Raw genomic sequence first — 25,250 nt, forward strand, 5'->3', positions numbered from 1 at the left:
GTATCTCTCCTTGGTGTTCTATATTAAGTCTCAACTATACTAATACGGATAAATATTAGAAAAGTTTCGTAAATGAGGAAAATTTTTCTCCTTGATTTTAAAAAATGAACAGTAAAGTGGTGAACTGTCCGTTCCATTTTATTGGTGATGCCCATTATACTTCAACATTTGTCTGCTCAATTAATTGTAGTAAATCATGCTTGGAGCGGGGAAGTGAAATATTTTCTTGCAATAACTTCTTTTTTTGTAGTGCAATCGCCATTTCAAAAACCCATGGACGTTCAAGATGAGCACATTTTAGCAATTCCTCTTCATAAAACAAGGCGATAGGATCACCATTGTAAATAATTTTTCCTGCCTCCATAACAATGATTTGATCTGCCCACTCATAGGCGAGGGGAATGTCGTGAGTAGCAAGGATAATGGTTCTTTCACAGGCCTCTAATTTAGCTAGGTATTGCAAAAGTTGTGTAGCATAATAGTTATCAAGGCCTGCTGTTGGTTCGTCTAATAAGAGGACAGTTGGTTCCATCGCTAAAACACCTGCCATTGCCACGCGCTTTTTCTGTCCTACGCTCAAAAAATGAATGGGCTTATCTAGTAAATCTGTGACTTCTGTTTGTGCAACAGCCCATGCTATTTTTTCCTCGATTTTTTCCGTAGACCATCCAAGGTTCAGTGGCCCAAATGCTATATCTTGCTTGACAGTTCCTGAAAAAAGCTGATTATTGGCATCTTGAAAGACGATACCGACCTGTTGACGAAGGGCCTTTAATGCTTTTCTACTATATTGAAGTTCGTTTCCATCAAATGAAATGGTTCCAGCAGTTGGTTTCAAAATGCCATTAAGATGTTGAAATAAAGTGGATTTTCCTGCCCCGTTATGACCGAGAATAGCGATTTTTTTCCCTTTTGGAATGTCTAATATAATATTTGTTAAAGCCTTCGTGCCATCCGCATAGGCATAACACAGATTGTTGAGTTTAAAATAAAATGCTGTCATGAGAAGCACCCTCCATATACAATGAGGAATAAAAAAATAGCCGCCATACCTAGCCAATTTCTCTTGCTATAAGAGCCCACTTCTTGCCAATAGACGATTTCACCACCACGCGCCTGCATGGCATTGTTGAGCTCACGACTGCGCTGAAACATTTCAACAAACAACGCTGCAATGAGCATGGATATTGAGCGTAACCATTGCATCGGTGAATGGTAGCCAAGCCGGGCTTGCTGAGCTAATTGAATTTTTTGCATGCTTTCTAAAAACATAAAAATAAAACGATAGGTGAGTTCTACTAACTCTACTAGTAAAGTAGGGAGATGCCATTGTCGAAGTACATAACAAATCCCTTGTACGGATGTTGTTAAAATTAAAAAATATAAACAACTAATACTACCAAGGACGATAAAGAACAGCTGCTGCGCTGATGCAACACTTGCTCTCCCGATAAAAATTGTCCAATTCGTATATGTAACAACCCCAATATGGGCAGGTAATACATTAGTTGCTGGCGTTATCGAAATTAAGATGGATGCGAGACTCGTTAATAGGAAAAAACCAGGTAATAATAATAGCTTTGCATAGTATTTTAGTGGAATTTTCGCGCCAAAAATGATAAAAGCACTCATTACAAAAAATGTAATGAGTGAAAGTCGTTCATCTCTCATAATAAGCGTGAATAGAAGTAATCCTAGTGAAAATATCATTTTTTCTAACGGATGAACGAACGCTAGCTTATTGAGATACGCATACTTATCAATGAGTAACATAGTCCTTAACCTTCTTTATGTTTGCCACGCATATAGCCAATAAAGTAGCCAATAAAACCCGCTCCTATAGCTGCTTGTAGCACGAATAATAAGCTTTCAATTTCACCACTAGGTGGTTCCCATAAACTGTCAAACCATGGCTCGTATTCTGCATTGATTTCCCCAATAGCAGCTTCTGCTTCACCATCTGCTCCACCGAATTCTGCTCCTTTTTGTATGAAAAGAGGGATAATGGCTAATAGCACAACAATTGCTAAAAGTAATAAATTTCGTTTCATAGTTAGTGTGCCTCCTTTGTAGAAAAAACACGTAAAGATTTTAATTCGCTAATATTGTATTTTTTCAGGAAGTTCATCACAATCACTGTTAAAATCCCTTCACTCACTGCTAACGGGACTTGTGTTAAAGCAAAAATACTTGTGAACTTTGTAAGTGAAGCCATAAAGCCTCCAATCTCAGAAGGGAAGGCAAGTGCTAATTGAATGGAAGTCACCACATACGTTCCTAAATCCCCAAGCATAGCTGCAAAGAAAACAGCTAGTGAAAACGATAACCCTATTTTTTGTGCTCCTTTAAAAACAAAGTAAGCAATAAATGGACCTACAATAGCCATAGAAAAAGCATTGGCCCCTAACGTTGTGATTCCACCATGAGCTAAAAGTAAAGATTGAAATAATAAAACAATTGTCCCGATAACACTCATGGCTAACGGTCCAAATAAAACTGTCCCTAGTCCTACACCTGTTGGATGTGAGCAGCTTCCTGTAACAGAAGGGATTTTTAAGGCAGATAAGACAAAAGCAAACGCCCCTGACAGCCCAAGAATCATTTTTGTTTCGGGGTTTTCATCAATCGTTTTACGAATAGAGCGTAAACCTAGAATAATAAATGGGATGGAGATTACCCACCAAAAAATAGCCCATTCGATTGGTAAAAAACCCTCCATGATATGCATGGCGAAGGCACGTTTTGGCACGATTAAAAAGGCCAACAAAAAGTAACTAAGTTTCCACCAAGACAGTTTCAATTTTCTTCCTCCTAACTGTAAATAGATTTAAGAATGTAGCGTGCGTAATAAAAAAAGCACTTCTCCATTGTTGGAAAAGTGCATAGCTAAAAAAGCAAATAACATTCTCATCTGCTAAGCCGCACACCTATCCTCGTAGGCTGAAACGATCACATATTTTCGGCAGGTCTCCTGGCTCTAGTTCAACGCTTTATAGGTCTTCCCATCCATTGGACAGTGACATGTTCTATAAAGCTCCCTATTACAGTGGCGGGACCGCGCCGGATTCGAACCGGCTTCCCTTTTAAGCAAAATGCCGAGCATTTTACACCGAAAAAACAGTAAGTTGTGAGATTTCACGACAAAGTGTATCACGAATTTCCATAAATATGCTATACTTTTTTGTAAAAAAATTCAAAAAAGAACCTCGATGTCGAAAATTCCGATTACTATTTTGTGGGAAAAAATAGGGCAAAACAAATTTTATATAGCCTACAACTCGCTTTTAAAATTGATAAATATGTCATAAATTTTTAAAGAAATATTGAAATTTTAAAATAATAAGATATGATAAAGACAGTTTTCAATTTAATATACTATTAAAAATTTCATATAAAACGTCGATAAGTGCTCGAATAACTCGAGATAATAGGGAAATTGGTGAAATTCCAATGCAGCCCCCGCTACTGTAATAGCTGATGAACTCGCAAAGCCACCTGTGCAAACTTGGGAAGGTGCGACAGTAAAATGAAGCTTAAGTCAGGAAACCTGCTTATCTGATTGTGCATGCAAACTTTTCGGAGGGAGAAGTTGAAGCAAAAACGAGTACCTGTATTTCAATCTATTCGTTTTTATTTGGCTTCTACAAACCTTTACTCTTCGTAAGAGTAAAGGTTTTTCTTTTTTCCAAAAGCAAATGAGGGGAGATAAAAGATGACAACGTGGAATTTAGAGGGGATGAAAACACATCTCTTTATTTGCAATGGCAGTAGCTGTATGAAAAAAGATGGGGAGGAAATTACCCAAGCTATACGGGATGAAATACAGCAACAAGCACTAGATAAAGAAATACATACAACAAGAACGCGCTGTAATGGACGATGCAAAGATGCTTGTGTTGTTATTGCCTACCCTCAGGGGAATTGGTACCGTGTGCCATCAACGGAACATGCTAGAACACTTGTGCAGGATTTGCATCATGAATCCTTATATAACGATCATGTTTTTACACTTCAAGAAGGTACATTACAGCGAACAGCGCAAACAACAGCCATTAAAGGGATCGAAAAGGTGAAAGAGGGGTAGAAACATGGCGCAAAAAGGGAAAATTTTCGTAGTAGGCTTTGGACCTGGAGATTTTAAGCATATTACGACACGTGCAGTAGAAGCTTTACAGCAAAGTGATATGATCATAGGCTATAAAACTTATGTAGAGCTTATTCAAGATTTAGTCAGTGCAAAATCGATTGTCAGTACAGGCATGACAGAAGAAGTGTCTCGTGCTCAGGAGGCTGTTCGTCAAGCAGAGGCAGGAAGTATTGTTTCAGTAATTTCGAGTGGAGATGCGGGCGTCTACGGCATGGCGGGATTAGTGTATGAAGTGTTAATTGAGCTAGGCTGGACAGAAGCAACTGGTATTGAAGTTGAAATTGTCCCGGGTATTTCAGCCATTAATTCATGTGCTAGTTTACTTGGTGCACCGATCATGCATGATGCTTGTACCATAAGTTTAAGTGACCACCTAACTCCTTGGAATCTAATTGCGAAGCGTGTGGAAGCGGCAGCTATGGCCGATTTTGTCATTGCTTTATACAATCCTAAAAGTGGTCGCCGCACAAGACAAATCGTCGAAGCGCAACGAATTCTCTTAGAATATCGTTCGCCTGACACACCAGTAGGGCTGGTGAAAAGTGCCTATAGAGAACGTCAGGAAGTTACTATGACAACATTAGCAGAAATGTTGGAACATGATATCGGTATGCTGACAACCGTGATTATCGGCAATTCCTCTACATTTTTCTATGATAATAAAATGATTACTCCACGTGGCTACCAACGTAAATATACACTTGGTGAAGAAAAACAGCCATTGCGTCCACATCAACGTTTACGGGAAGAAAATGAGCCGTGGGCGATGAATCAAGAGACAGGGACGGCGCGAAATGACTTTGCTGCAGATCCCAATGCTGGACGAATGAATAAACCCAGTATAGCCGCTACGCCAAAGCCGAAAAAAACAGCGCTTGAAATGGCTTTAGCGGCACTCGCAATGGTAAAAGGAACAAGTGCCATCAAAGTTACTCCGAAGCTTGTGCAGCAAAAAATAGAATCAATTTTTGAATTAGCAGTGAGCCCTGGAGTGGCCAATAAGTTTTTTACACCACAGCAAATGATGACGTTAGCAGAGGTCGTAGGGGAAGATGGTTCGATGGAATATACACCAGATCATCAAATTCATTTGAAAGTTCCTACGTCAGCTCCTGAACGTATCACCGAAAAATTACAGGAAGTAGGCTTCCTATTAGCACCAATTGGTGATGTGTTGTCATTGAAAGCTTGTGATTTTTGTTACGGTGAAAAGGCAGATTCCATTCCGTATGCGGAAGAAATCCAAGAAAAGCTTGGCGGTATGTCATTACCGAAAACGTTAAATATTGGCTTTAATGGCTGTGGTATGGCTTGTTATCGAGCAGTATTTGATGATATTGGGATTGTCTATCGCAAAAGTAAATTTGATGTCTTTATTGGAGCAAAACCAGTCGGTCGTACGGCTCATGCCGCACAGCCTGTTGTAGAAGGTTTGGAGCCTGAACAATTAATACCGCTCATTACAGATATTATTGAAGAATATAAAGCAAATGCTCATCCAAACGAACGGTTGTTTAAATACTTCAAGCGCGTGAAAAGGATATTGCATTTTACCTATCAAGATATGTCATCCAAAATAAAAGTAGAGCCAGCTCCGTGCGGCGACTAGTAAGGAGAAAAGAGATGAAAGCTATTTTATTTGTTGGCCATGGGAGCCGTTTAGCAGCAGGAAATGATGAGGTACGCACATTTATCGAACAAATGAAACCTCGCATTGATGAACAGTTTTTAGTGGAAACATGTTTCCTTGAATTTGCTTCCCCTAACATTGAAGAAGGTATTACGAACTGTGTGAAGAAGGGGGCTACAGAGGTTCATGTGATCCCAATTATTTTGCTTCATGCGGGTCATTCAAAGCTACATATTCCAGCAGAGATCGAGCATGCGCGTGAACATTATCCAAATATTACATTCACATATGGTCAAACAATTGGCATTCATGAAGAAATATTTGAGATTTTACAAGATCGTTTAGTTGAAATTGGCTTTGATACGGAACAAGAGCAGCAAGATACTGCTATTTTATTGATTGCACGAGGTGGCAGTGATCCATATGCAAATGGGGATTTTTATAAAATCACACGATTATTATGGGAAAAGCTCCCTGTTAAATACGTTGAAAGTGCCTTTATGGGCGTAACGGATCCACGTGTAGAAGAAGGTATTGAACGTTGTGTCAAACTGGGTGCTAAAAAAATTATCATGCTTCCTTACTTTTTATTCACAGGCATTTTAATGGAGCGTATGAATGTTATGTGTGAGAAATTCAATGAACAATTTCCAGCGTGTGATATTCAAATTGCCAACTACTTTGGCTACCATGAACGTTTACAAAATGTTTTATTAGATCGTATTGAGCAAGCGGTTAATGGTACATCAACAGGGATGCAAGATTTAGAAAATTATCGCGCTTACGCTGCTGTCCATGGACATGCCCATCATCATCACCATCATGATCACGACCATGGACATGACCACCACCATGATCACGAACACGATCATCATGACCATCATCATGAAGAGGAGCCGGTAAAATGATTTTCATGTTAGCAGGGACGAGTGATGCAAGGGATCTAGCCCTTACATTACAAAGCGCAGGTCATGTTGTAACTGCCACGGTCGTAACTGAGTCAGCAGCCTCTAGTCTGGCGGCCGTTGGCTTACCTCATTTAATAGGACGACTGACAGCTGAAGAAATGGCGACGATTATTACGGAACAGGGTTTTCAATTGGTAGTGGATGGCTCTCATCCATTTGCAGAGGAAGCCTCGAAAAATGCTATGGCTGCAGCTGAACTGGCACAAGTGCCTTATATTCGCTACGAACGTGCCCATGAACATTATGCCGATCCACTTATCACAGTAGTGAAGAATTATGAAGAGGCGGCCCAGTTAGCAGCAGAAAAACGTGGTGTCATTATGCTGACAACAGGCAGTAAAACACTTGCTACTTTTACGAAGGTTTTACAAGGCTTAGAAAACACAAGAGTAATTGCTCGTATGCTGCCACGACTTGACAATATGGAAAAATGTGAGGCACTTGGTGTGGCACAGCGAGATATTGTAGCCATCCAAGGTCCATTTTCAAAGGAATTAAATGAAGCATTATTTCGTCAATACGGAGTGACTTTGATGATTACCAAAGAAAGCGGCAAGGTTGGCTCAGTTGATGAGAAGCTAGAGGCAGCTCTTGCCTGTCAAATTGAAACAATTCTTATTGCAAGACCAAATATTAAATATGGCCAACAATATTCTACTTTTGAAGAAGTGGTACAGGCTGTACAACATACACTTTAGGAGGCAACAGCAATGGATTTTAAAACAGATTTTAAACCATTAACAGTAGACCCAGATAAAATTTACGATTACAGTTTTTCGATTATCGCGGAGGAAATGGGGGAGCATGACTTTTCAGAAGACGAGTGGAAAGTTGTGCGCCGTGTTATCCATGCATCTGCTGACTTTGAGCTAGGACGTAGCGTTATTATTACACCAGGAGCTATTGAAGCAGGCATTAAGTCTATTCTGGCAGGACATCATGTTATTGCAGATGTGCAAATGATTGAAAGTGGTTCTGGTAAAAAACGTTTCCAAAAACATGGTGGCGATTTGCATTGTTATATTGCAGATGAGGATGTTTCAGTAGAAGCAAAAAAACAAAATACAACTCGTGCCATCATTTCAATGCAAAAGGCTTCAAAATTGCACGAAGGCGGTATATATGCCATTGGTAATGCACCAACAGCATTACTTGAATTGATTCGTTTAATTAAGGAAGGTTTAGCAAAACCAGATTTAATTATTGGTATGCCTGTAGGTTTCGTGTCGGCAGCTGAGTCAAAAGAAGAGCTGCTTAAACTTGAAGGTATTCCGTACATTACAAATGTTGGTCGTAAAGGCGGTAGTACAGTGACGGTTGCCGCGTTAAATGCCATTTCACTTTTAGCGGATGAACAGGCGAAAAAATAATGGAGCGGAAGCCAAAAAAGGATCCTAAGGACATGCGTCACGGTTATACAACGGGAGCCTGCGCAACTGCGGTAACAAAGGCTGCATTACTAGCCCTTATTACAAACGAAGAGCAAGAAACAAGTACGATTCATTTGCCAATAGGCAGGGATGCTACCTTTACCATTGAAAAATGCATATTTGAAGACAAATCTGTCAGCTGTGAAACGATTAAAGATGCTGGTGATGATCCGGATGCAACACATAAGGCACTCATCGTTGGTACTGTGAGCTGGGCAGAGACACCTGGTATTCATTTAGATGGAGGCATTGGGGTCGGGCGTGTCACAAAACCCGGCTTACCAGTGCCTGTTGGAGAGGCAGCCATTAACCCTGTGCCACGCAAAATGATTCACAGCACTGTCCAAGGAGTACTGGACGAATTTCAAATTACACGAGGCGTCAACGTAGTGATTTCCGTACCTATGGGAGAGGAGATTGCCAAAAAAACGTTAAATGGCCGACTCGGTATACTTGGAGGCATCTCAATTTTAGGCACAAGGGGAACCGTCGTGCCTTTTTCGAGTTCAGCGTATATGGCGAGTATAGTACAAGCCATTAGCGTGGCCAAAGAGGCTGGCTGTGATCATTTAGTGGTGACTACAGGTGGTCGCAGTGAAAAATTTGCGATGAAACAATATCCGCATTTACCAGAAGAAGCATTCGTGGAAATGGGTGATTTTGTTGGTTTTACCTTAAAGCATTGTAAGCGACTGGGTATCAAACAAGTGTCCCTTGTTGGTATGATGGGTAAATTTTCAAAAGTGGCGCAAGGTGTCATGATGGTGCATTCCAAAAGTGCATCAATTGACTTTAACTTTTTAGCACAACTTGCAAAAGATGTAGGGGCAGATGGAGGAACCATAGCAGAAGTACGAGAGGCAAACACTGCATCACAAGTTGGTGAAATCATGATGGAAAAAAAATATGATGCGTTCTTCCATCATTTGTGTGAGGCTTGCTGCTATTCCTCTATTCATCATATTAAGGGCGGTTTAACGCTTTCCACATCGATCTATTCGATGCAGGGACAATTATTAGGAAGGGCTGATGACATTGCATCGATCGATGAAATTGATTGGGATCGGGGATAACGGAATAGCAAGCTTATTACCTCAATACCGCCAGTGGATTGAAGACTGTGAGGTACTTGTTGGTGGTGAGCGTGTGCTTGGTTTTTTCCCAGACTTTACGGGTGAAAAAATTATCATCAAAGGAGGTCTTTCAGCGCTTGTTGGGAGATTGTCTGAGGAAACAAGAACTACGGTCATTCTTGCGTCAGGAGATCCATTATTTTATGGTATTGGGGGCTATCTAGCTAAAAAGCTAGATATTGAGGTTTATCCATATATGAGCTCCGTCCAGCTTGCCTTTGCGAAGATGGGAGAAAGCTGGCAGGATGCTTATGTAACGAGTATTCATGGTCGACCAATGAAAGGCTTGGCACAACGCATCGATGGGAAAAAGAAAATAGCCCTGTTAACAGACGCTGAAAATAGCCCAAATGCGCTCGCCCGATATTTAAAGCATTTTGGTATGACCGAGTATCGTGCATTTGTAGCCGAAAATCTACAGGGTGAAGATGAAAAATATGATTGGTACTCGCTAGATGACATGGAGACCACTCAATTTTCTCCTTTAAATGTCGTTATTTTAAAGCAGACAATTGAACCAAAGCGCTACACACTCGGTATTGATGATGAAGAGTTTTCGCAACGGAAGCCGGATAAAGGACTCATTACAAAAAAAGAAATTCGGGTCTTAAGCTTACAAGCGATGCAGCTACAAAAAGATAGCGTTATTTGGGATATTGGCACATGTACAGGATCTATGGCCATCGAAGCAGGTAAACTTGCACCTGAGGGACAAGTATTTGCCGTCGAAAAAAATGCACCTGATTTAGAAAACTGTCTCCACAATCAGCAAAAGTTCCGTGTTGATATAACAGCTATTCATAGTAAAGCCCCAGAGGGACTAGATAATTTCCCAGACCCTGATGCCATTTTCATCGGCGGTACCGGTGGCGAAATGGTTGAATTACTGCAATTGTGCTGTAACCGTTTGAACACAAATGGTCGCATTGTCTTAAATGCTGCGACAATTGAAAATTTATATAAAGCCGTGGAAGCGTTTAAAGCTTGTAATTTTGCGGTTGATATTTTACAAGCACAGCTTGCACGCAGCAAACCGATTTTAGATATGACACGCTTTGTGCCATTAAATCCAATATATATTATTTCGGCTTATCGAAAGGAAGAAAATCATGACTAATCTAGGTGTTTTATACGGCTTGGGCGTCGGTCCCGGCGATCCAGAATTAATTACAGTAAAGGCATTTCGTGTGATTCAGGAATCACCTGTTATTGCCTATCCTAAAAAGCTAAAAGGCAGTAAAAGTTATGCCCATCGTATTGTAGATGTTTATATTAATCCAGAAGAAAAAGATATGCTTGGACTTGTATTTCCTATGACGAAAGATGAAGCTGTCCTTGAGCGTGAATGGACAAAATCAGTCGAACTTGTCTATGGAAAATTACAAGAGGGCAAGGATGTGGCCTTTGTTACAGAAGGCGATCCATTATTATATAGTACGTTTATCCATATGATGAAGTTAATGCAAGACATGCATCCAGATGTAGAAATTCGTACGGTTCCAGGGATTTCTTCGTTTAATGGTTCCGCTTCTCGACTTGGAATTGCGTTAGCTGATGGCGATGATCGTGTTGCAATCATTCCTGCTCATGACGATTATGCGGCAATGCGTGAAGCTATTGAAAGTCATGATGCTGTTGTCTTTATTAAAGTAGCAAAAGTAATTGATTTAATGCTCAAAGTACTACGTGATTTAGATTTACTAGATAAAGCATCTGTGGTCACAAAAGTAACTTCTGACGAAGAAGTCATTTGGGATGTACGTGAGTTGGATGGTGTCGATTTAGAATATTTAACATTAATGGTGGTGCGTAAATAATGAAGAAGATCTATATAGTCGGCGCTGGTCCTGGCGATCCAGATTTAATTACAGTTAAAGGTTTACATATGTTACAGACAGCTGACGTTGTCATGTATACAGATTCTTTAGTCAGTGAAGATCTCATTGCGAAAGCTAGACCAGATGCGGAGGTTATTCGGACAGCTGGCATGCATTTAGAGGAAATGGTGGCTGTCATGGCTGATCGAGTTCATGCTGGGAAAATAGTGGCTCGTATGCATACAGGTGATCCAGCAATGTATGGTGCGATTATGGAGCAAGTAGCGCTATTAAAAAAACAAGACATTGGCTATGAAGTTATTCCAGGGGTTAGCTCTGTTTTTGCATCGGCAGCCGCTATCGGGGCTGAGTTAACGATCCCTGATTTAACTCAAACTTTAATTTTAACACGTGCTGAAGGGCGTACTCCTGTCCCAGAATTTGAAAAATTACGTGATTTAGCGAGCCATCATTGTACAATCGCTTTATTCTTAAGTGCAACGCTCACAAAGAAAATTGTGAAAGAACTACAAAGTGCTGGTTGGGCTGACGATACGCCAGTAGCAGTTATTCAACGAGCTTCATGGCCAGATCAAAAAATTGTCCGTACGACTTTAATAGAATTAGATGAAGCTATGCGTGTGAATGGGATTCGTAAGCATGCGATGATTCTAGCAGGCTGGGCATTAGATCCTGATATTCATGATAAGGATCAATATCGCTCGAAGTTATACGATGCTTCCTTTACACATGGCTTTAGAAAAGGTGTGAAGACAAGTGATTGAGTTACAAGAGGGCGTATTACCAGAAGTTGATCAACGCAATCCGTATGCTGTTGTTGCGATTACGAAGCATGGTGTTCAAATAGGTCGTCGCCTTCAGCAAACTTTTGCGGCGAGTGATTTATATTATATGAGTAAGTTTGAACAAGGCGATGAAGCAGAAAAGCATATTCAAATGTTTACTGGAACAGTGCGCTTGTTATTGCCGACTCTATTTAAACAATATAAAGGTTTGATTTTAATTATCTCTTTAGGTGCAGTTGTACGAATGATTGCGCCGATTTTAAAAGATAAAAAGACGGATCCTGGTGTTGTTGTGATTGATGATCGAGGCGAAAACGTGATAAGTGTCTTATCAGGACATCTTGGTGGTGCCAATGAACTAACGCATGAGGTAGCAGCAGCACTTGGTGCAAACCCTATTATTACAACAGCTTCCGATGTGCAAAAGACCATTCCTGTCGACTTATTTGGCGCACGTTTTGGCTGGGTATGGGATAGTGCCGATAAATTGACGCCAGTAAGTGCTTCTGTCGTCAATGAGGAACATGTAGCCATTGTTCAGGAAACAGGTGAACGTGATTGGTGGATGCGTGATACACCAATGCCTGAGCAAATTAAAATTTATCCATCTACATTGGCGGCCATTGAGGCTAAACCTCATGCTACATTATTAATAACGGACCGTATTATCGAATCAGAAGAAGAGATTCTGCTAGAAAATGGTGTCATTTACCGACCAAAATCAGTTGTGTTAGGGATGGGTTGTAATCGTGGTACATCTTTGGAAGAAATTGAACAAGTCATTGATGAAACCTTGGCAGAGCTTAAACTTTCCAAAAAAAGTGTGAAGGCACTTTGTACAATTGATCTCAAGAAAGATGAGCAATGTTTCCTGGCTATTACCCAAAAATATGATTGGGAGTTTGTCACCTATTCACCGACAGAATTAAATGAAATCGAGTTCCCATCACCCTCAGAAACGGTCTTTAAATATACAGGGGCGTATGGTGTCAGTGAACCTGCGGCTATGCACTATGCACAAGTGGAATCACTCATCTTAGAAAAGAAAAAATCGGGTAATGCTACGATTTCAGTTGCTAGATACCTATTTTAAGGAGGAAGTCCATGCAAACAAATCGCTTTGTACTAGCTGGGACCGGCAGTGGTGTAGGCAAAACTACTTTTACCATTGGACTGATGAAAGCTCTACAAAATAAAGGGCAAGTCGTGCAGGGCTTTAAATGTGGACCTGATTACATCGATCCAACCTATCATACGGCAGTAACAGGTCGAGTATCGCGCAATATTGATAGCTGGATGTTCTCGCATGAAGCTGTACGTGATATTGTAGCACGCGCAAGTATCGATGCAGATGTGTCTATTATTGAAGGTGTGATGGGCTTTTATGATGGCAAAAGTCCATTATCAGATGCTGGCTCTGCCGCAGATATTAGTGTGGTGACAGAGAGTCCTGTTATTTTAATCGTCAATTGTGCAAGCATGGCTAGAAGTGTTGCTGCAGTTGTAAAGGGCTTCCAACTACTATCAGATAAACCGAATATCGTTGGTGTGATTGCTAATCAAGTTGGTAGTGTTGGCCATTATGAAATTGCCAAGGCTGCTATTGAACAAGAATGTGGAATCCCTGTTATTGGCTACTTAAAACGTGAGGAAGGGATTGATATCCCAAGTCGTCATTTAGGATTAGTACCTGCCATTGAAAGAGGAGAGCTTCATTCATTCTTTGACAAACTAGGTGACTTGATGGCTGAGACCATTGACTTAGATCAATTACTCAATCTAACAAAGGCCCCAATTCTTCATGAATCAGGCAATTTATTTGCAGAGGAGCCTGCACAAAATATTTGTCTCGCTGTGGCAAAAGATGCGGCATTTAATTTTTATTATGAAGAAAATTTGGCTTTATTACGGGCGAAAGGTGCGACATTACAATTCTTTTCACCACTGGCCAATGAGCCTGTACCAGCAGAAGCGGATGGCTTATATATTGGGGGTGGCTTCCCCGAAGAATTTGCGCAGACACTTGCAGCAAATACAGTTGTTAAACAATCCATACGTGAAGCCATTGCCAAAGGTCTGCCAACATTGGCTGAATGTGGTGGCTTTATGTATTTAACAGAGGCTATTACAGATAGCCATGGGGAGCGTTACGACATGGTAGGTGTAATACCAGGGGAAGTAGCCATGCAAACAAAGCTAGCAGCACTTGGCTATCGTGAAATTTTTGGTACAGTAGATAATTTCTTAATCGGTCCAGAGGATCAGGCGAAGGGGCATGAATTCCACTATTCCAAATATAGCGGCTCTCATAGCGCACCTGCCTACGAAACGATTGGACGTTTTGGCAAAAAGCAAGAGGGCTATCAAATAGGAAATTTGGTGGCTGGTTATACGCATTTTCATTTTGTATCAAACCCAAAGCTAATTAACAATTGGTTAACAGCTTGTAAGAAGGTGAAGAAAGATGACTAATTATTTTCCCATTCATATCAATCTCGAATATAAAACGGTTGTAATTATAGGCGGTGGTCACGTAGCCACACAAAAGGTGGCATCCCTATTACCGGCACAGGCGAAGATCGTTATTGTCAGTCCAACACTACATGAAGATTTACAGCCATTAACTGAAATGGGGCAAATTACTTGGAAACAAAAAGAATTTGAACCACGCGATTTGGATGATGCAATCCTCATTATTGCTGCCACGAATGTGACGGCTGTTAACGAAGCAGTACAAGAAGCGGCACAGCATTGGCAATTAATCAATCGAACAGACATGCAAAGTGAAAGTGATTTTATTACGCCTGCGACAGTTCGCCGTGGACCTTTAGTATTAACTGTTTCGACATCGGGAGCAAGTCCAGGGCTAGCGCGCAAAATTAAAGCAGATTTAGAAGATCAATTCGATGATGCCTATGAAGATTACGTCTGCTTTTTACAGCAAGCTCGGTTAATGATTGCTGCAAAGTATGATAAAGGTCCACAAAGACGCGCGGCATTACAGGCCTTGCTAGAACCGAACATCCTTGAATGGACACGTCATGGTGAGATGGATAGACGTGAAGCTTATTTACAACAACTATTGATGGGAGAAAAGCAATGAAGGATGGAATAGTTTATATTGTTGGCGCAGGACCTGGGGATCCAAAGCTTATTACGGTCTATGGTCTAGAATGTATTCAAAAAGCTGATATTATCGCCTATGACCGTCTTGTAAATCCAAAATTGCTCGATTTTGCAAAAAAGGATGCGGAGCTCATTTATTGCGGTAAATTACCAGGAAGGCACCACCTGATTCAAGATGAAATTAATGCATTACTTGTGGAAAAGGCGCAGCAAGGCAAAGTTGTCACTCGCCTTAAAGGTGGGGATCCATTCGTTTTTGGTCGTGGTGCAGAAGAGGCCGAAATTTTAAAAAATCATGGAATTGCTTATGAAATTGTTCCAGGTATAACTGCAGGTATTGCGGCACCTGCTTATGCGGGAATTCCTGTTACACATAGAGACTTTGCCACAAGTTTTGCCCTCGTGACAGGACATGGCCGAGAAGAAAAAGGACAAGATTTTTTGAATTGGCCAGCATTAGCAACTGGTATTGATACCGTGGCTTTTTACATGAGTGTTGGCAATATTGCCTACATAGCTCGAAAATTGATCGAAAATGGACGTAGAGCAACAACACCTGTAGCGGTCATTGAGTGGGGAACAACTGCTCAACAAAGAACTATTACAGGGCAATTAGATGAAATAGCGAACATTATTGAACGTGAAGGATACCATAATCCTTCCATGATTGTAGTTGGCGATGTCGTCAATGTACGTGAAAAAATCCAATGGTTTGAAGAACAGGGTCTTGCTTTTTCAGAATGATCGTATAAGAAGAGCAAAGGGAGGAAGCAAACATGACAGTCATAGAGGCATTAAAAAAGCGTCGAGCTATTCGAAATTACACAACACAACCCGTAGAAAAAGAGAAAATTGAGCAAATTTTACAATCAGCTACATTCGCCCCTAATGACAGAATGCGTGAGCCTTGGCATTTTTATGTCATTCAAGGTGAAGCTATGGAGCGTTATGAGGATATGGCGAGTGCCTATTTACAAGAACGCTTTCCAACAAAACCGAATTTAGTGGAAAGCTCTTTAAAGGTTGTACAAACAACGCCCGTCGCTATTGTTGTGACAGCAGATATTGTGGAAGGGGATCCTGATGCGACAGCAGATAATGTTTTTGCTGTATGTAGTGCCATTATGTCTATGTGGCTAACAGCAGAGGAGCTAGGTCTTGGCTTCGTCTGGCGCACACGTGGTGTTGGACTTGTTCATGATCCGCGTATGCATTCGTTTATTGGTGCAAGTGAAGCGCAAAAAGTAGTCGGTACGATTTTTATTGGCTACCCACAAGAACTGGAACTCAACGACAAGAAGCGTACGCCATTTGAAGAAAAGACAACTTGGCTGTAAGGAGGCTAACAGCATGGCAAGAAAAGGCTTGTTTTTAGTGTATACAGGCGAAGGAAAAGGTAAAACGACAGCATCCCTAGGCGTCACATTACGTGCAGTTGGACGTGGCTTAAATGTGCGCTATATGCAATTCATAAAATCTCCAGAGCGCACTTACGGTGAGCAAATTGCCCTGCGTAAGCTAGGCGTGGAAATGGAGCAAATGGGCATTGGCTTTACTTGGACCAAGACACCTGAGGAGCATCGTGCAGCCTTAGCAAAGGCGTGGAAAAAAACGAAGGCAGCTCTACAAGATGATAGCATTGATTTATTAGTGCTAGATGAGTTAAACAATGCATTGGCTATTAGCAAATTTCCAATCGATGACGTTCTGCCACTGGTGGAAGTCATAGAGGCTATTCAGCAACGCCCTTCGACAATGCATCTAGTAGTGACAGGACGGAGTGCCAATCCCGCATTGCTGGCAATGGCTGATTTGGTTTCTACGATTGATGCCACAAAGCATTACTATGATGAAGGTATTCCAGCGGTGAAAGGGCTTGAATTTTAAAGCTCCCTTCACCGCCTGAGTAAGGCATTTATTCTGAGTTAGATGATGGGTGCGAGAGAATACTCATAAAACGAAGGGCAAATATCCGTGTTACGCAAGAAATACTCACAGTGCAGAGATAGTATCCGCGTGACACCAATAATGACGGAGGATAAATGACTATGCCAGCAAAATCAATCATGATTCAAGGGACAGCTTCCGATGTTGGAAAAAGTATGATCTGTACGGCGTTGTGTCGTATATTTTCAGATGATGGCTTTAAAGTTGTCCCTTTTAAATCGCAAAATATGGCGCTTAATTCATTTGTGACAAAAGACGGTGGAGAAATTGGGCGTGCACAAGGGGTACAGGCTGAAGCTGCCCGTGTGGTTGCGACTACTGATATGAATCCCATTTTGCTGAAACCCAAGCAAGATATGATGTCTGAGGTCATCGTCCATGGGAAGCATTTTTTAAATATGGATGCCAAAACTTATCGCAATAATTTTGTACAGGAAGCGATGCCAATCGTAGAAAAATCAGTACGTACGCTACAAGATACATATGATGTTATTGTCCTAGAAGGGGCAGGTAGTCCAGCAGAGATTAACTTAAAGGATCGCGATATTGCTAATATGCGAATGGCACATTTAGCAGATGCAGCTGTTGTGCTAGTTGCCGATATTGATCGTGGTGGAGTCTTTGCCTCGATTGTTGGTACACTGGCACTGCTAGATGAGGCGGAGCGAGCACGGGTTAAAGGGCTGATCATCAATAAATTTAGAGGCATGCGTGAATTATTGGATGATGGTTTGACATGGGTGGAGCAAGAAACAGGCATCCCAGTGCTTGGTGTTGTGCCCTATTTAGAAGTCAATATTGAAGCCGAGGATTCACTCGCTTTATCATCATTGCGCTTTAAAAAGCCAAAGCCGGGGGAATTTGCCATAGATGTGGCGATGATTCGTTTACCCCGTATTTCAAACTTCACAGATGTCGATCCGTTTTTCGATGAGCCAGAAGTAGGGGTTCGGTTAATTGGAAAAGTTCATGAACTAGGTACGCCAGATTTGCTCATACTACCAGGAACAAAAAGCACCATGGATGATTTAGCTTGGTTAAAGGCACAAGGATTCGACCAAGCCATCGCACGTTTACGTGACCATGGCACTAAAATTATTGGAATTTGTGGCGGTTTCCAAATGCTTGGTGAGACACTGCTAGATCCAGATGCAGTGGAAGGTAATGGTGAATCTGCTCATGGTCTTGGGTTATTGCCAATCGAAACAATCTTTGTAGGGAATAAAAAAACGGTACAAATGACTGGAACAAGAGGGCAGGATACACTGATGGGCTATGAAATTCATCTGGGGCGAACGAAAATTTTACGTGATGAAGTCACACCGTTTTTACAGCTTGAAGATGGCCGTGAAGATGGCGCAGTTAGTCAGGATGAACAGGTGATTGGCACGTATTTTCACGGAATATTCCATAATCGCACCTATACCCGTCAGCTTATCAATGACATACGAGTAAGGAAAGGCTTAGCTGCTTTACCAAGTGAGGTAAAAAGTGATGCTGAACGAAGAGAAGATGCTTACAATATGTTAGCCAGCCACGTACGAGCAAATCTTGATATGAATAAAATATATGAATTATTATCTTTAGAGGTATCTGTATGACAAGAAAAGGACCATTAGCCATTAACTTTGAAGCATTATGGCAAGAAGGTATGAAAGACTGGCATGGGCATATGCCTGACCGTATGGTGAACGATCAGCTAGAAGAGCAATTTTGGGCACAATCCGTTGCACGAAAAAACATGGGACAAACCGATCCATATGCCGCACGCATTTTTCAGGAGCTTCAAAAAAGTATTGAGCCTCAGCATTCTGTATTAGAAATTGGACCTGGCTGGGGCAATTACACGTTCCCTTTAGCAGATAGAGTGGACAAGCTAACATGTGTGGATAGCTCTGAAAGTATTTTGCATTACTTACAACAGTGCATGCCGCATCAGGAGCACGTTTCATATGTACATGCAAAATGGGAAAGTTTGGAAAGAGATGAGATTGAGCCACATGATATCGTCTTAGGTGTAAATTGTTTTTACCGTATGTATGAAATCAAAGCAGCCTTATCTCATATGAATCGACTGGCGACCAAACGTGCCATTATTGGGATGACGACAGGCCCTATTCAGCCACACTATGAACGATTATATGAAAAGTATGGCTATGATATCAAATTCCCCCGTAGAGATTATATTGAATTTTTAAATCTATTGTATGAAATGGATATTTACGCTGATTGCCAAATCATCCCTTTGGAGCGTATTTATGAATATGAAAGCTATGAGCAACTTGTGATTACTCAAAGTAAAAAAATATTAAATACAGATTTTCAGCTAGCACACCTCGAGGAATCGCTGCAACCTTTTATTGAAGAAAAAGATGGACGTTATTACTATCGTCATGATTTTCAAGCAGCCCTGGTTTCTTGGCAACCAAAATAAACGGCAAACCTTTGGAGAAAGCTTTCACCAAAGGTTTTTCTTATGGGGTACGATAGGGTACAATAAAACGATAGAACATGAAGTGAGGTGGCATATGTGCAACTACATTTTTTAGGAACAGGCGCAGGCATGCCTTCGAAAGAACGAAATACGAGTGCCCTGATGGTAAAGCTGTTAGACGAAATAAGTGAAATGTGGCTTTTTGATTGTGGAGAAGCGACTCAACATCAAATTTTACACACCTCGTTAAAGCCGCGTAAGGTGACGAAAATTTTTATTACCCATCTTCATGGCGATCATATTTTCGGATTGCCAGGTTTTTTAAGCTCCCGTTCGTTTCAAGGAGGGGACGAACCTCTAACATTATTCGGCCCACCAGGGTTACAGCAATGGATTGAACAAACTTTTGCATTATCCAAGACTCATTTAACATATCCCTTGCACTTTGTAGAAGTTCAAGAAGGGGTCATTTTTGAGGATACCTATTTTACGATACATGCCAAGGAATTGCGCCATGTAGTCCCATGCTACGGCTATCGTATTGAACAAAAGGATTTACCTGGCGAATTATTAATCGAAAAAGCCAAGACTTTAGGTGTTCCCATGGGGCCACTTTTAGGACAATTAAAAAAAGGACATGATATCGTGCTTGAAAATGGCGACGTAATACAAGCGAAAGAAGTTGTTGCACCGGCCAAAAAAGGCTTCACACTGACGATTTTAGGTGACACTAAATATTGTGAAGAAGCCGTTCATTTATCAATGGGCGCTGATATCATTGTGCATGAAGCAACCTTTGACGGCACAACAACGGATTTAGCAGCCAGTTATGGTCATGCAACCAATGTAGAGGCAGCAAAGGTCGCACAGCAAGCAGGGGCACAATATTTACTATTAAATCATTTAAGCGCTCGCTTTCTTCCACAGGATTTACCTCAATTTTTGGCAGAGGCGCAAGAAACTTTCCCACAAACATTTCTGACTTCCGATCAAGCTACGTATACTTGGCAAAACAATAATTTATTTTAATAATGGAAAACATCTATTAATGGGAATGCCAATTAATAGATGTTTTTTGTTTATAGTTCCAAAGATTTTCAAGTATAAAAGGAAAAATATAGTGCGATAAATCGCTTAGTTCCCTTATAATTGAAAAAAGGGGTGTGGTTAAAATGAATCAACAAAAGATGCCACCAGCACTACTACGACTTATCGTTATCTTTCCCAACGTGCTGAGCTATTTATTACTATTTGGTCTAATCATTTTTGTCATAACAAACTATGAAACTTTGAAAGCGACGAATAATCTAACAGTATGGATCATTTTTATTGTCGTCTTAGCACCGGCTGCTACATACACGACTTTTAGTATTGTGAAGAAGATGAGGGCGGGACATATGTAAGCAAACATATACGTGTTACCAGTAGAAAAATTGTTCTAGTGGTAACACGTTTTTTTGACAAGGGAGGAAAAGTCGTTTATATTTTTGTTAGTCATAACTAACATTTCGGAGGGGTTTAGCATGAAAAAAGATACAAAAGAGAAGATTCTTACGGCAGCTACAAGCTTAATGACAGAAAAAGGCTACTCAAATGTTTCTGTGAAAGATATTGCCAATACTGCTGGTGTTAGTGAAATGACAGTTTTTCGTCATTTTGAAACAAAAATGGGGATTCTTCATGCGGTACTTCAAGCCCATTCATATATCCCTTACTTTGAACGTTTTTTTGCTCAAGAGTTATCAGGTAACTTAACCCATGATTTACAGCAAATTGCTCACACATATTTAGCTTATATGGAAAAAAATAAACCGATTTTTCTCATTGCGACACAAGATCGCAATAGATTACCTGAACTAATGGAGGCTATTTCCAATACTCAAACCCAACAGTTACAAAAACTACTGGCCACTTATCTTCAGTCCCAAATCAATCAAGGAACTTTGAAGGATATGGATACATATGGGCAAGCTATAGTTTTTTTAACAAGTCTCTTCGGTTTTTTTGTCACCAATGCATTATGGGACAATCATTTTTTAAAGGATCAAAAAGAACCTTTTATTCATCAATTAGTAGCTACTTTTGTGAGTGGAGTAAGCATATAGCTTTTCCCTCACTTTGCTGCTAACTATTTTTTAAAATAAAATGTTAGTTATCACTAACTAACAAAAAAGGGGAAATTCATATGAACGAAAAAAGAAATTTAATAGTAGGGATTCTACTATCCGCATCATTTGTTTCTATTCTCAAACATTGTTACTAATAGCAATGCCACCAATTATGGATGATTTCAAGATTGATGCCAATTTAGCTCAATGGCTCACGACTGTTTACTTATTAACAAATGGTATTCTCATACCTATAACAGCTTTTTTAATCGGCCGTTTTTCGAATCGATTATTGTTAATCGTGGCTTTAACGTTATTTAGTGTCGGCACATTTTTAGGCGCGTTTGCACCATCCTTTACAGTTTTACTGATTGCTAGAGTTATTCAAGCATCTGGAGCGGGGATCATTATGCCTTTAATGCAAACGGTTTTATTAACGATGTATCCAAAAGAAAAACGAGGTTCAATTATGGGGTTTGCTGGGCTAGTAACTGGCTTGGCACCAGCAGTTGGCCCAACATTAGCAGGTTGGATTTTGGAACACCTTACATGGCGACATTTATTTTTTACTGTACTACCAGTCTCTGTTATTGTCCTGACGGTAGCTACTATTTTTATGAAAAATGTAACGACTAAAAAAGAGGGTCAGCTAGATAGTCTTTCCATAGTGTATTCTTCATTTGGTTGGGGAGGCTTGTTATATGGTTTTAGTATAGCGGGAGCCGTTGGATTTCAAACAATGCAGGTATGGATACCATTAGCAGTTGGAAGCATTATGCTTGTCCTATTTATTAGACGTCAGCTTTTATTACCAAAACCAATGCTTGAATTTCGTGTGTTTCAATCACCAATCTTTACCATTACAACTTTTTTATCAAGTTTGGTCTATGCGCTCATGATCGGTACACAAATACTGCTAACTTTTTATATTCAAAATGTACGTCACTTGTCTGCACTTGAAACAGGGTTGGTGTTATTAATAGGTGCATTAGTGATGGGCTTTATGTCTCCAGTAACCGGTAAAATTTTTGATAAAGTTGGAGGGAAAGGCTTGGCACTAGTAGGATTTACATGTATTTTGCTTGGTTCCAGTGTATTAATAGGGTTGTCCATGAACACGAATCTTTGGATACTTGCATTGTTGTTTACAACGATTTCATTTGGCATTTCAATGATTATGATGCCTCTTACAACAGCTGGCATGAACGCATTACCTACAGCATTGATGGCAGATGCAACAGCGATGAATAGCACATTGCGTATGGTTGGAGGAGCGTTAGTAACAGCATTATTAGTTACGATTATGAGTACTGTAACTACTTTCCAACTCCAAATAGGCGCAGCTGATGCCATGTTAACTGGGATTCGTTCAGCTTTCTTCGCGACAACCATTTTAAGTGCCATTGGATTAGTATTGTCTTTCTTTTTAGAGAAAAAAATGATGCATAACCCCAAACTCTCTATGACGCATAAAAATAGCTTTTCTAGAGAAACTAAGAGAGGAAAGCTTTTATAAAAAAGAGAGGTGCTTTTTGTGAATCCAATAAATTGTGATTTTTCTCCAATGAAAGAAACATTAAAAGATGAGCTTCTCCAAGTGATTATGTCATTACAGCAAAGTGTGCAACAAATGGATACAGATACACATTGCCTTCTTGGCAATTTCGAAAAAATTAAAGAGAAATTTGTGACGATTGAAATGAAAGCGGCAACGTTTTATTTAAATTGTTATCTTTCCCCATTTACAGAAAAGTATCCCGAATTGTCGCATAGTGTACAAAATATGTCACTGAGAAGACACGGTGGTTTAATTGTTATCCAGCGAGAAGATGCTATAGAGAAGCTCGTCCAGCCTGGCATTCATATCGGTGCTGACTTAACACATTCGTTATTAGAATCAATTTTTTTCCCGGGCAATCCGTTACATGATGGCGCTGTATTAGTCAATCATAATCAGATTGAATCGGCGGCAAATGTACTACCACTGTCTGAGCGTTATACAGGTGAAAGGAAATTAGGAACAAGGCATCGTGCAGCGTTGGGATTAAGTGAGGTAAGTGATGCGCTCGTTATGGTCGTATCAGAAGAAACAGGTAGGATATCGTTTGCTTTTAAAGGCAACTTATACCCCATTACCACACATGGCATTATATAGGGATATTCCCTATGTAATAAATATCTCAAATTCGAGATATTATGCTTGCTTCTTTATCACTTGCGTGGTAAAGTGATAATAGAAGGGAGGATGAAGTCGTGAAAAATCATACATTAGGTACTTTAACCTGGATTCGCATGATGCGCTTTACCACACAAAGTAATCAATTATCGAATGAATTTTTAAAACGCTTTGATCTCACGACAGCACAATTTGATGTTCTTATTCAAATTAGAACCTATGCACCTATAACACAATCTCAATTAGCAGAGAAAGTAACGGTCACGCAAGGTGGAATGTCACGCATGCTGGCAAGACTTGAAAAAGAGGGATTGATTGAGCGTAAACAAAAGTGGAAAACGAAAACCATCTCGTTGACGGCAAAAGGGGAGCAAATGATTGATGCAGCGACACCAAGTCAACTTCACTTCCAGTCCTCGTTTTTTGAAGAAGTATTAACAGATGAAGAAATGAAAACTTTATATACAGTCATGACAAAGCTTGAAAAGCATAGTCGAGAAAAAAAATTGCCACTTGCGTAATTTTTTTTGCGCTATCACTTGCTTAGTCAAGTGAATGTGACAAGGAGGATCATACAGGATGAACAATTTAAGTGGACACCATCATATTTCCATGCTAACGAAAAATGGTAAACAAAATAATCATTTTTACACTAAAATTCTAGGGTTACGACGTGTAAAGAAAACAGTGAACCAAGACTCACCATCCATGTATCATTTATTTTATGGGGACCTAACAGGAGCAGCAGGTACAGAATTAACATTTTTTGAGATGCCTGTTGCGGGACGTACAGTGCGAGGGACAAATGCTATTACACGCATTGGCTTACTCGTACCAAGCTATGAAAGTTTACTTTATTGGCAAGAACGCTTTCAACAGCTATCGGTTGAACATAGTGACATAACAACATATGCGAGGAAAGATGCCTTATTTTTTGAAGATCATGAAGGTTTGCGTATGGTTTTAATCAATCATCATGGTCAGGATACGCCCCCTCAATGGCAAACATGGGATGGCACAGACATACCAGAAGAACATCGCATTTTAGGAATGGGTACTATTGAACTTACTGTACGTTATTTACAGCGAACAGTGAATTTACTGCAAGATTTATTACACTATACAAAGATGGAAGAAAATGATAATGAAACAGTTCTTCAATCGAAAACAGGAGAAGTATTTGGAGAGATCGTCGTCAAAGAATTGGAAGGACCGAGTGAGAAACCAGGAAAAGGAAGTATTCACCATCTTGCTTTACGTGTCGCAACAGTCGAGGAGCTGCAGGCATGGGATCTAAAAATTAAAGAGCAAGGTTTGAATAGTTCAGGTATCGTCGATCGTTATTATTTCCAAAGTCTATATTTTAGAGATCGTAACGGTATTTTATTTGAAATGGCGACAGATGGTCCTGGGTTTACGGTTGATGCTACCGTTGAAGAACTTGGGAAAGAACTAGATCTTCCGCCATTTTTAGAAGAAAAACGTGCAGATATTGAAGCGATTTTAGAGCCACTCGAATAAGGAGAGA

At 40.3% G+C, this 25,250-nt stretch carries 27 protein-coding genes, 1 pseudogene and 2 riboswitches; of the genes and pseudogenes, 24 read left to right on the top strand and 4 right to left on the bottom strand.

The window, feature by feature from the left end; translation table 11 throughout:
* Nucleotides 1-154 precede the first annotated feature (154 nt).
* The 4 genes from AO843_RS07600 to AO843_RS07615 are packed head-to-tail and all read right to left on the bottom strand — an operon-like array spanning nucleotide 155 to nucleotide 2,800.
* The gene (locus tag AO843_RS07600; protein ID WP_054610522.1) at nucleotides 155-1,003 is read right to left on the bottom strand and encodes an energy-coupling factor ABC transporter ATP-binding protein; all 849 of its coding nucleotides are present in this window, start codon (nucleotides 1,001-1,003) and stop codon (nucleotides 155-157) included.
* Nucleotides 1,000-1,773 carry a cobalt ECF transporter T component CbiQ gene (cbiQ, locus tag AO843_RS07605; RefSeq protein ID WP_054610523.1) on the bottom strand — a complete coding sequence of 258 codons (774 nt, stop codon included), beginning with the start codon at nucleotides 1,771-1,773 and terminating at the stop codon, nucleotides 1,000-1,002. Before cbiQ ends, AO843_RS07600 begins: the two co-directional genes overlap by 4 nt.
* Nucleotides 1,774-1,778: 5 nt before the next feature.
* The gene (locus tag AO843_RS07610) at nucleotides 1,779-2,051 is read right to left on the bottom strand and encodes an energy-coupling factor ABC transporter substrate-binding protein (RefSeq protein ID WP_054610524.1); all 273 of its coding nucleotides are present in this window, start codon (nucleotides 2,049-2,051) and stop codon (nucleotides 1,779-1,781) included.
* A 2-nt stretch (nucleotides 2,052-2,053) separates the two neighbouring features.
* Nucleotides 2,054-2,800, bottom strand: a complete 747-nt coding sequence (locus AO843_RS07615) for an energy-coupling factor ABC transporter permease (protein WP_054610525.1) — start codon at nucleotides 2,798-2,800, stop codon at nucleotides 2,054-2,056.
* A gap of 143 nt (nucleotides 2,801-2,943) precedes the next feature.
* Nucleotides 2,944-3,129: riboswitch (cobalamin riboswitch) on the bottom strand.
* A gap of 258 nt (nucleotides 3,130-3,387) precedes the next feature.
* Nucleotides 3,388-3,570: riboswitch (cobalamin riboswitch) on the top strand.
* Nucleotides 3,571-3,712: 142 nt separating this feature from the next.
* Here AO843_RS07615 and AO843_RS07620 point away from each other — a divergent pair.
* The 24 genes and pseudogenes from AO843_RS07620 to AO843_RS07735 all read left to right on the top strand — a co-directional run bounded on the left by AO843_RS07620 (nucleotide 3,713) and on the right by AO843_RS07735 (nucleotide 25,243).
* Nucleotides 3,713-4,084, top strand: coding sequence for a (2Fe-2S) ferredoxin domain-containing protein (locus AO843_RS07620; RefSeq protein ID WP_054610526.1), 372 nt, complete (start codon nucleotides 3,713-3,715; stop codon nucleotides 4,082-4,084).
* A gap of 4 nt (nucleotides 4,085-4,088) precedes the next feature.
* Nucleotides 4,089-5,756 carry a precorrin-3B C(17)-methyltransferase gene (cobJ, locus tag AO843_RS07625; protein ID WP_054610527.1) on the top strand — a complete coding sequence of 556 codons (1,668 nt, stop codon included), beginning with the start codon at nucleotides 4,089-4,091 and terminating at the stop codon, nucleotides 5,754-5,756.
* Nucleotides 5,757-5,770: 14 nt separating this feature from the next.
* On the top strand, nucleotides 5,771-6,685 hold the full coding sequence (locus AO843_RS07630) for a sirohydrochlorin chelatase (RefSeq protein ID WP_054610528.1): 915 nt from the start codon (nucleotides 5,771-5,773) through the stop codon (nucleotides 6,683-6,685).
* Nucleotides 6,682-7,443, top strand: coding sequence for a precorrin-6A reductase (gene cobK / locus AO843_RS07635; protein ID WP_054610529.1), 762 nt, complete (start codon nucleotides 6,682-6,684; stop codon nucleotides 7,441-7,443). The genes AO843_RS07630 and cobK overlap by 4 nt, the downstream gene beginning before the upstream one ends.
* Before the next feature lie 12 nt (nucleotides 7,444-7,455).
* On the top strand, nucleotides 7,456-8,115 hold the full coding sequence (locus tag AO843_RS07640) for a precorrin-8X methylmutase (protein ID WP_054610530.1): 660 nt from the start codon (nucleotides 7,456-7,458) through the stop codon (nucleotides 8,113-8,115).
* The gene (locus AO843_RS07645) at nucleotides 8,115-9,248 is read left to right on the top strand and encodes a cobalt-precorrin-5B (C(1))-methyltransferase (protein WP_054610531.1); all 1,134 of its coding nucleotides are present in this window, start codon (nucleotides 8,115-8,117) and stop codon (nucleotides 9,246-9,248) included. The genes AO843_RS07640 and AO843_RS07645 overlap by 1 nt, the downstream gene beginning before the upstream one ends.
* Entirely contained in the window at nucleotides 9,205-10,425 is a 1,221-nt protein-coding gene (locus tag AO843_RS07650) for a bifunctional cobalt-precorrin-7 (C(5))-methyltransferase/cobalt-precorrin-6B (C(15))-methyltransferase (protein ID WP_054610532.1), read from the top strand. The genes AO843_RS07645 and AO843_RS07650 overlap by 44 nt, the downstream gene beginning before the upstream one ends.
* Nucleotides 10,418-11,125 carry a precorrin-2 C(20)-methyltransferase gene (gene cobI / locus AO843_RS07655; protein ID WP_054610533.1) on the top strand — a complete coding sequence of 236 codons (708 nt, stop codon included), beginning with the start codon at nucleotides 10,418-10,420 and terminating at the stop codon, nucleotides 11,123-11,125. The genes AO843_RS07650 and cobI overlap by 8 nt, the downstream gene beginning before the upstream one ends.
* On the top strand, nucleotides 11,125-11,910 hold the full coding sequence (cobM, locus tag AO843_RS07660) for a precorrin-4 C(11)-methyltransferase (RefSeq protein ID WP_054610534.1): 786 nt from the start codon (nucleotides 11,125-11,127) through the stop codon (nucleotides 11,908-11,910). Before cobI ends, cobM begins: the two co-directional genes overlap by 1 nt.
* Nucleotides 11,903-13,024, top strand: coding sequence for a cobalt-precorrin 5A hydrolase (locus tag AO843_RS07665; protein ID WP_054610535.1), 1,122 nt, complete (start codon nucleotides 11,903-11,905; stop codon nucleotides 13,022-13,024). The genes cobM and AO843_RS07665 overlap by 8 nt, the downstream gene beginning before the upstream one ends.
* Before the next feature lie 11 nt (nucleotides 13,025-13,035).
* Complete coding sequence (locus AO843_RS07670; RefSeq protein ID WP_054610536.1) at nucleotides 13,036-14,403, top strand: cobyrinate a,c-diamide synthase; 1,368 nt, start codon at nucleotides 13,036-13,038, stop codon at nucleotides 14,401-14,403.
* Nucleotides 14,396-15,034, top strand: a complete 639-nt coding sequence (locus tag AO843_RS07675) for a precorrin-2 dehydrogenase/sirohydrochlorin ferrochelatase family protein (protein ID WP_054610537.1) — start codon at nucleotides 14,396-14,398, stop codon at nucleotides 15,032-15,034. Before AO843_RS07670 ends, AO843_RS07675 begins: the two co-directional genes overlap by 8 nt.
* Entirely contained in the window at nucleotides 15,031-15,801 is a 771-nt protein-coding gene (gene cobA / locus AO843_RS07680) for a uroporphyrinogen-III C-methyltransferase (protein WP_054610538.1), read from the top strand. Before AO843_RS07675 ends, cobA begins: the two co-directional genes overlap by 4 nt.
* Before the next feature lie 32 nt (nucleotides 15,802-15,833).
* Nucleotides 15,834-16,394: a nitroreductase family protein gene (locus AO843_RS07685; RefSeq protein ID WP_054610539.1), complete on the top strand. Its 561-nt coding sequence runs from the start codon at nucleotides 15,834-15,836 to the stop codon at nucleotides 16,392-16,394.
* Nucleotides 16,395-16,407: 13 nt separating this feature from the next.
* Nucleotides 16,408-16,944, top strand: a complete 537-nt coding sequence (locus AO843_RS07690; RefSeq protein WP_054610540.1) for a cob(I)yrinic acid a,c-diamide adenosyltransferase — start codon at nucleotides 16,408-16,410, stop codon at nucleotides 16,942-16,944.
* Nucleotides 16,945-17,105: 161 nt separating this feature from the next.
* Nucleotides 17,106-18,605: a cobyric acid synthase gene (locus tag AO843_RS07695; protein WP_054610541.1), complete on the top strand. Its 1,500-nt coding sequence runs from the start codon at nucleotides 17,106-17,108 to the stop codon at nucleotides 18,603-18,605.
* Nucleotides 18,602-19,438, top strand: coding sequence for a class I SAM-dependent methyltransferase (locus tag AO843_RS07700; RefSeq protein ID WP_054610542.1), 837 nt, complete (start codon nucleotides 18,602-18,604; stop codon nucleotides 19,436-19,438). The genes AO843_RS07695 and AO843_RS07700 overlap by 4 nt, the downstream gene beginning before the upstream one ends.
* 96 nt (nucleotides 19,439-19,534) lie before the next feature.
* The gene (gene rnz / locus AO843_RS07705; protein ID WP_054610543.1) at nucleotides 19,535-20,467 is read left to right on the top strand and encodes a ribonuclease Z; all 933 of its coding nucleotides are present in this window, start codon (nucleotides 19,535-19,537) and stop codon (nucleotides 20,465-20,467) included.
* Between the two features lie 143 nt (nucleotides 20,468-20,610).
* Nucleotides 20,611-20,841 carry a hypothetical protein gene (locus AO843_RS07710; protein WP_054610544.1) on the top strand — a complete coding sequence of 77 codons (231 nt, stop codon included), beginning with the start codon at nucleotides 20,611-20,613 and terminating at the stop codon, nucleotides 20,839-20,841.
* Nucleotides 20,842-20,961: 120 nt separating this feature from the next.
* Nucleotides 20,962-21,543: a TetR/AcrR family transcriptional regulator gene (locus tag AO843_RS07715; protein WP_054610545.1), complete on the top strand. Its 582-nt coding sequence runs from the start codon at nucleotides 20,962-20,964 to the stop codon at nucleotides 21,541-21,543.
* An 80-nt stretch (nucleotides 21,544-21,623) separates the two neighbouring features.
* Nucleotides 21,624-23,062 (top strand): annotated as a pseudogene (locus AO843_RS07720) (MDR family MFS transporter).
* Nucleotides 23,063-23,080: 18 nt separating this feature from the next.
* A complete protein-coding gene (gene cdaS, locus AO843_RS07725; protein WP_082389411.1) occupies nucleotides 23,081-23,701 on the top strand; it encodes a sporulation-specific diadenylate cyclase CdaS in 621 nt (206 codons plus the stop codon).
* Between the two features lie 137 nt (nucleotides 23,702-23,838).
* Nucleotides 23,839-24,243, top strand: coding sequence for a MarR family winged helix-turn-helix transcriptional regulator (locus AO843_RS07730; protein WP_369814415.1), 405 nt, complete (start codon nucleotides 23,839-23,841; stop codon nucleotides 24,241-24,243).
* Nucleotides 24,244-24,301: 58 nt separating this feature from the next.
* Nucleotides 24,302-25,243, top strand: a complete 942-nt coding sequence (locus AO843_RS07735) for a ring-cleaving dioxygenase (protein WP_054610547.1) — start codon at nucleotides 24,302-24,304, stop codon at nucleotides 25,241-25,243.
* Nucleotides 25,244-25,250: the final 7 nt, after the last annotated feature.

This window comes from Lysinibacillus sp. ZYM-1, from assembly GCF_001308875.1.
Classification (GTDB): Bacteria; Bacillota; Bacilli; order Bacillales_A; family Planococcaceae; genus Lysinibacillus.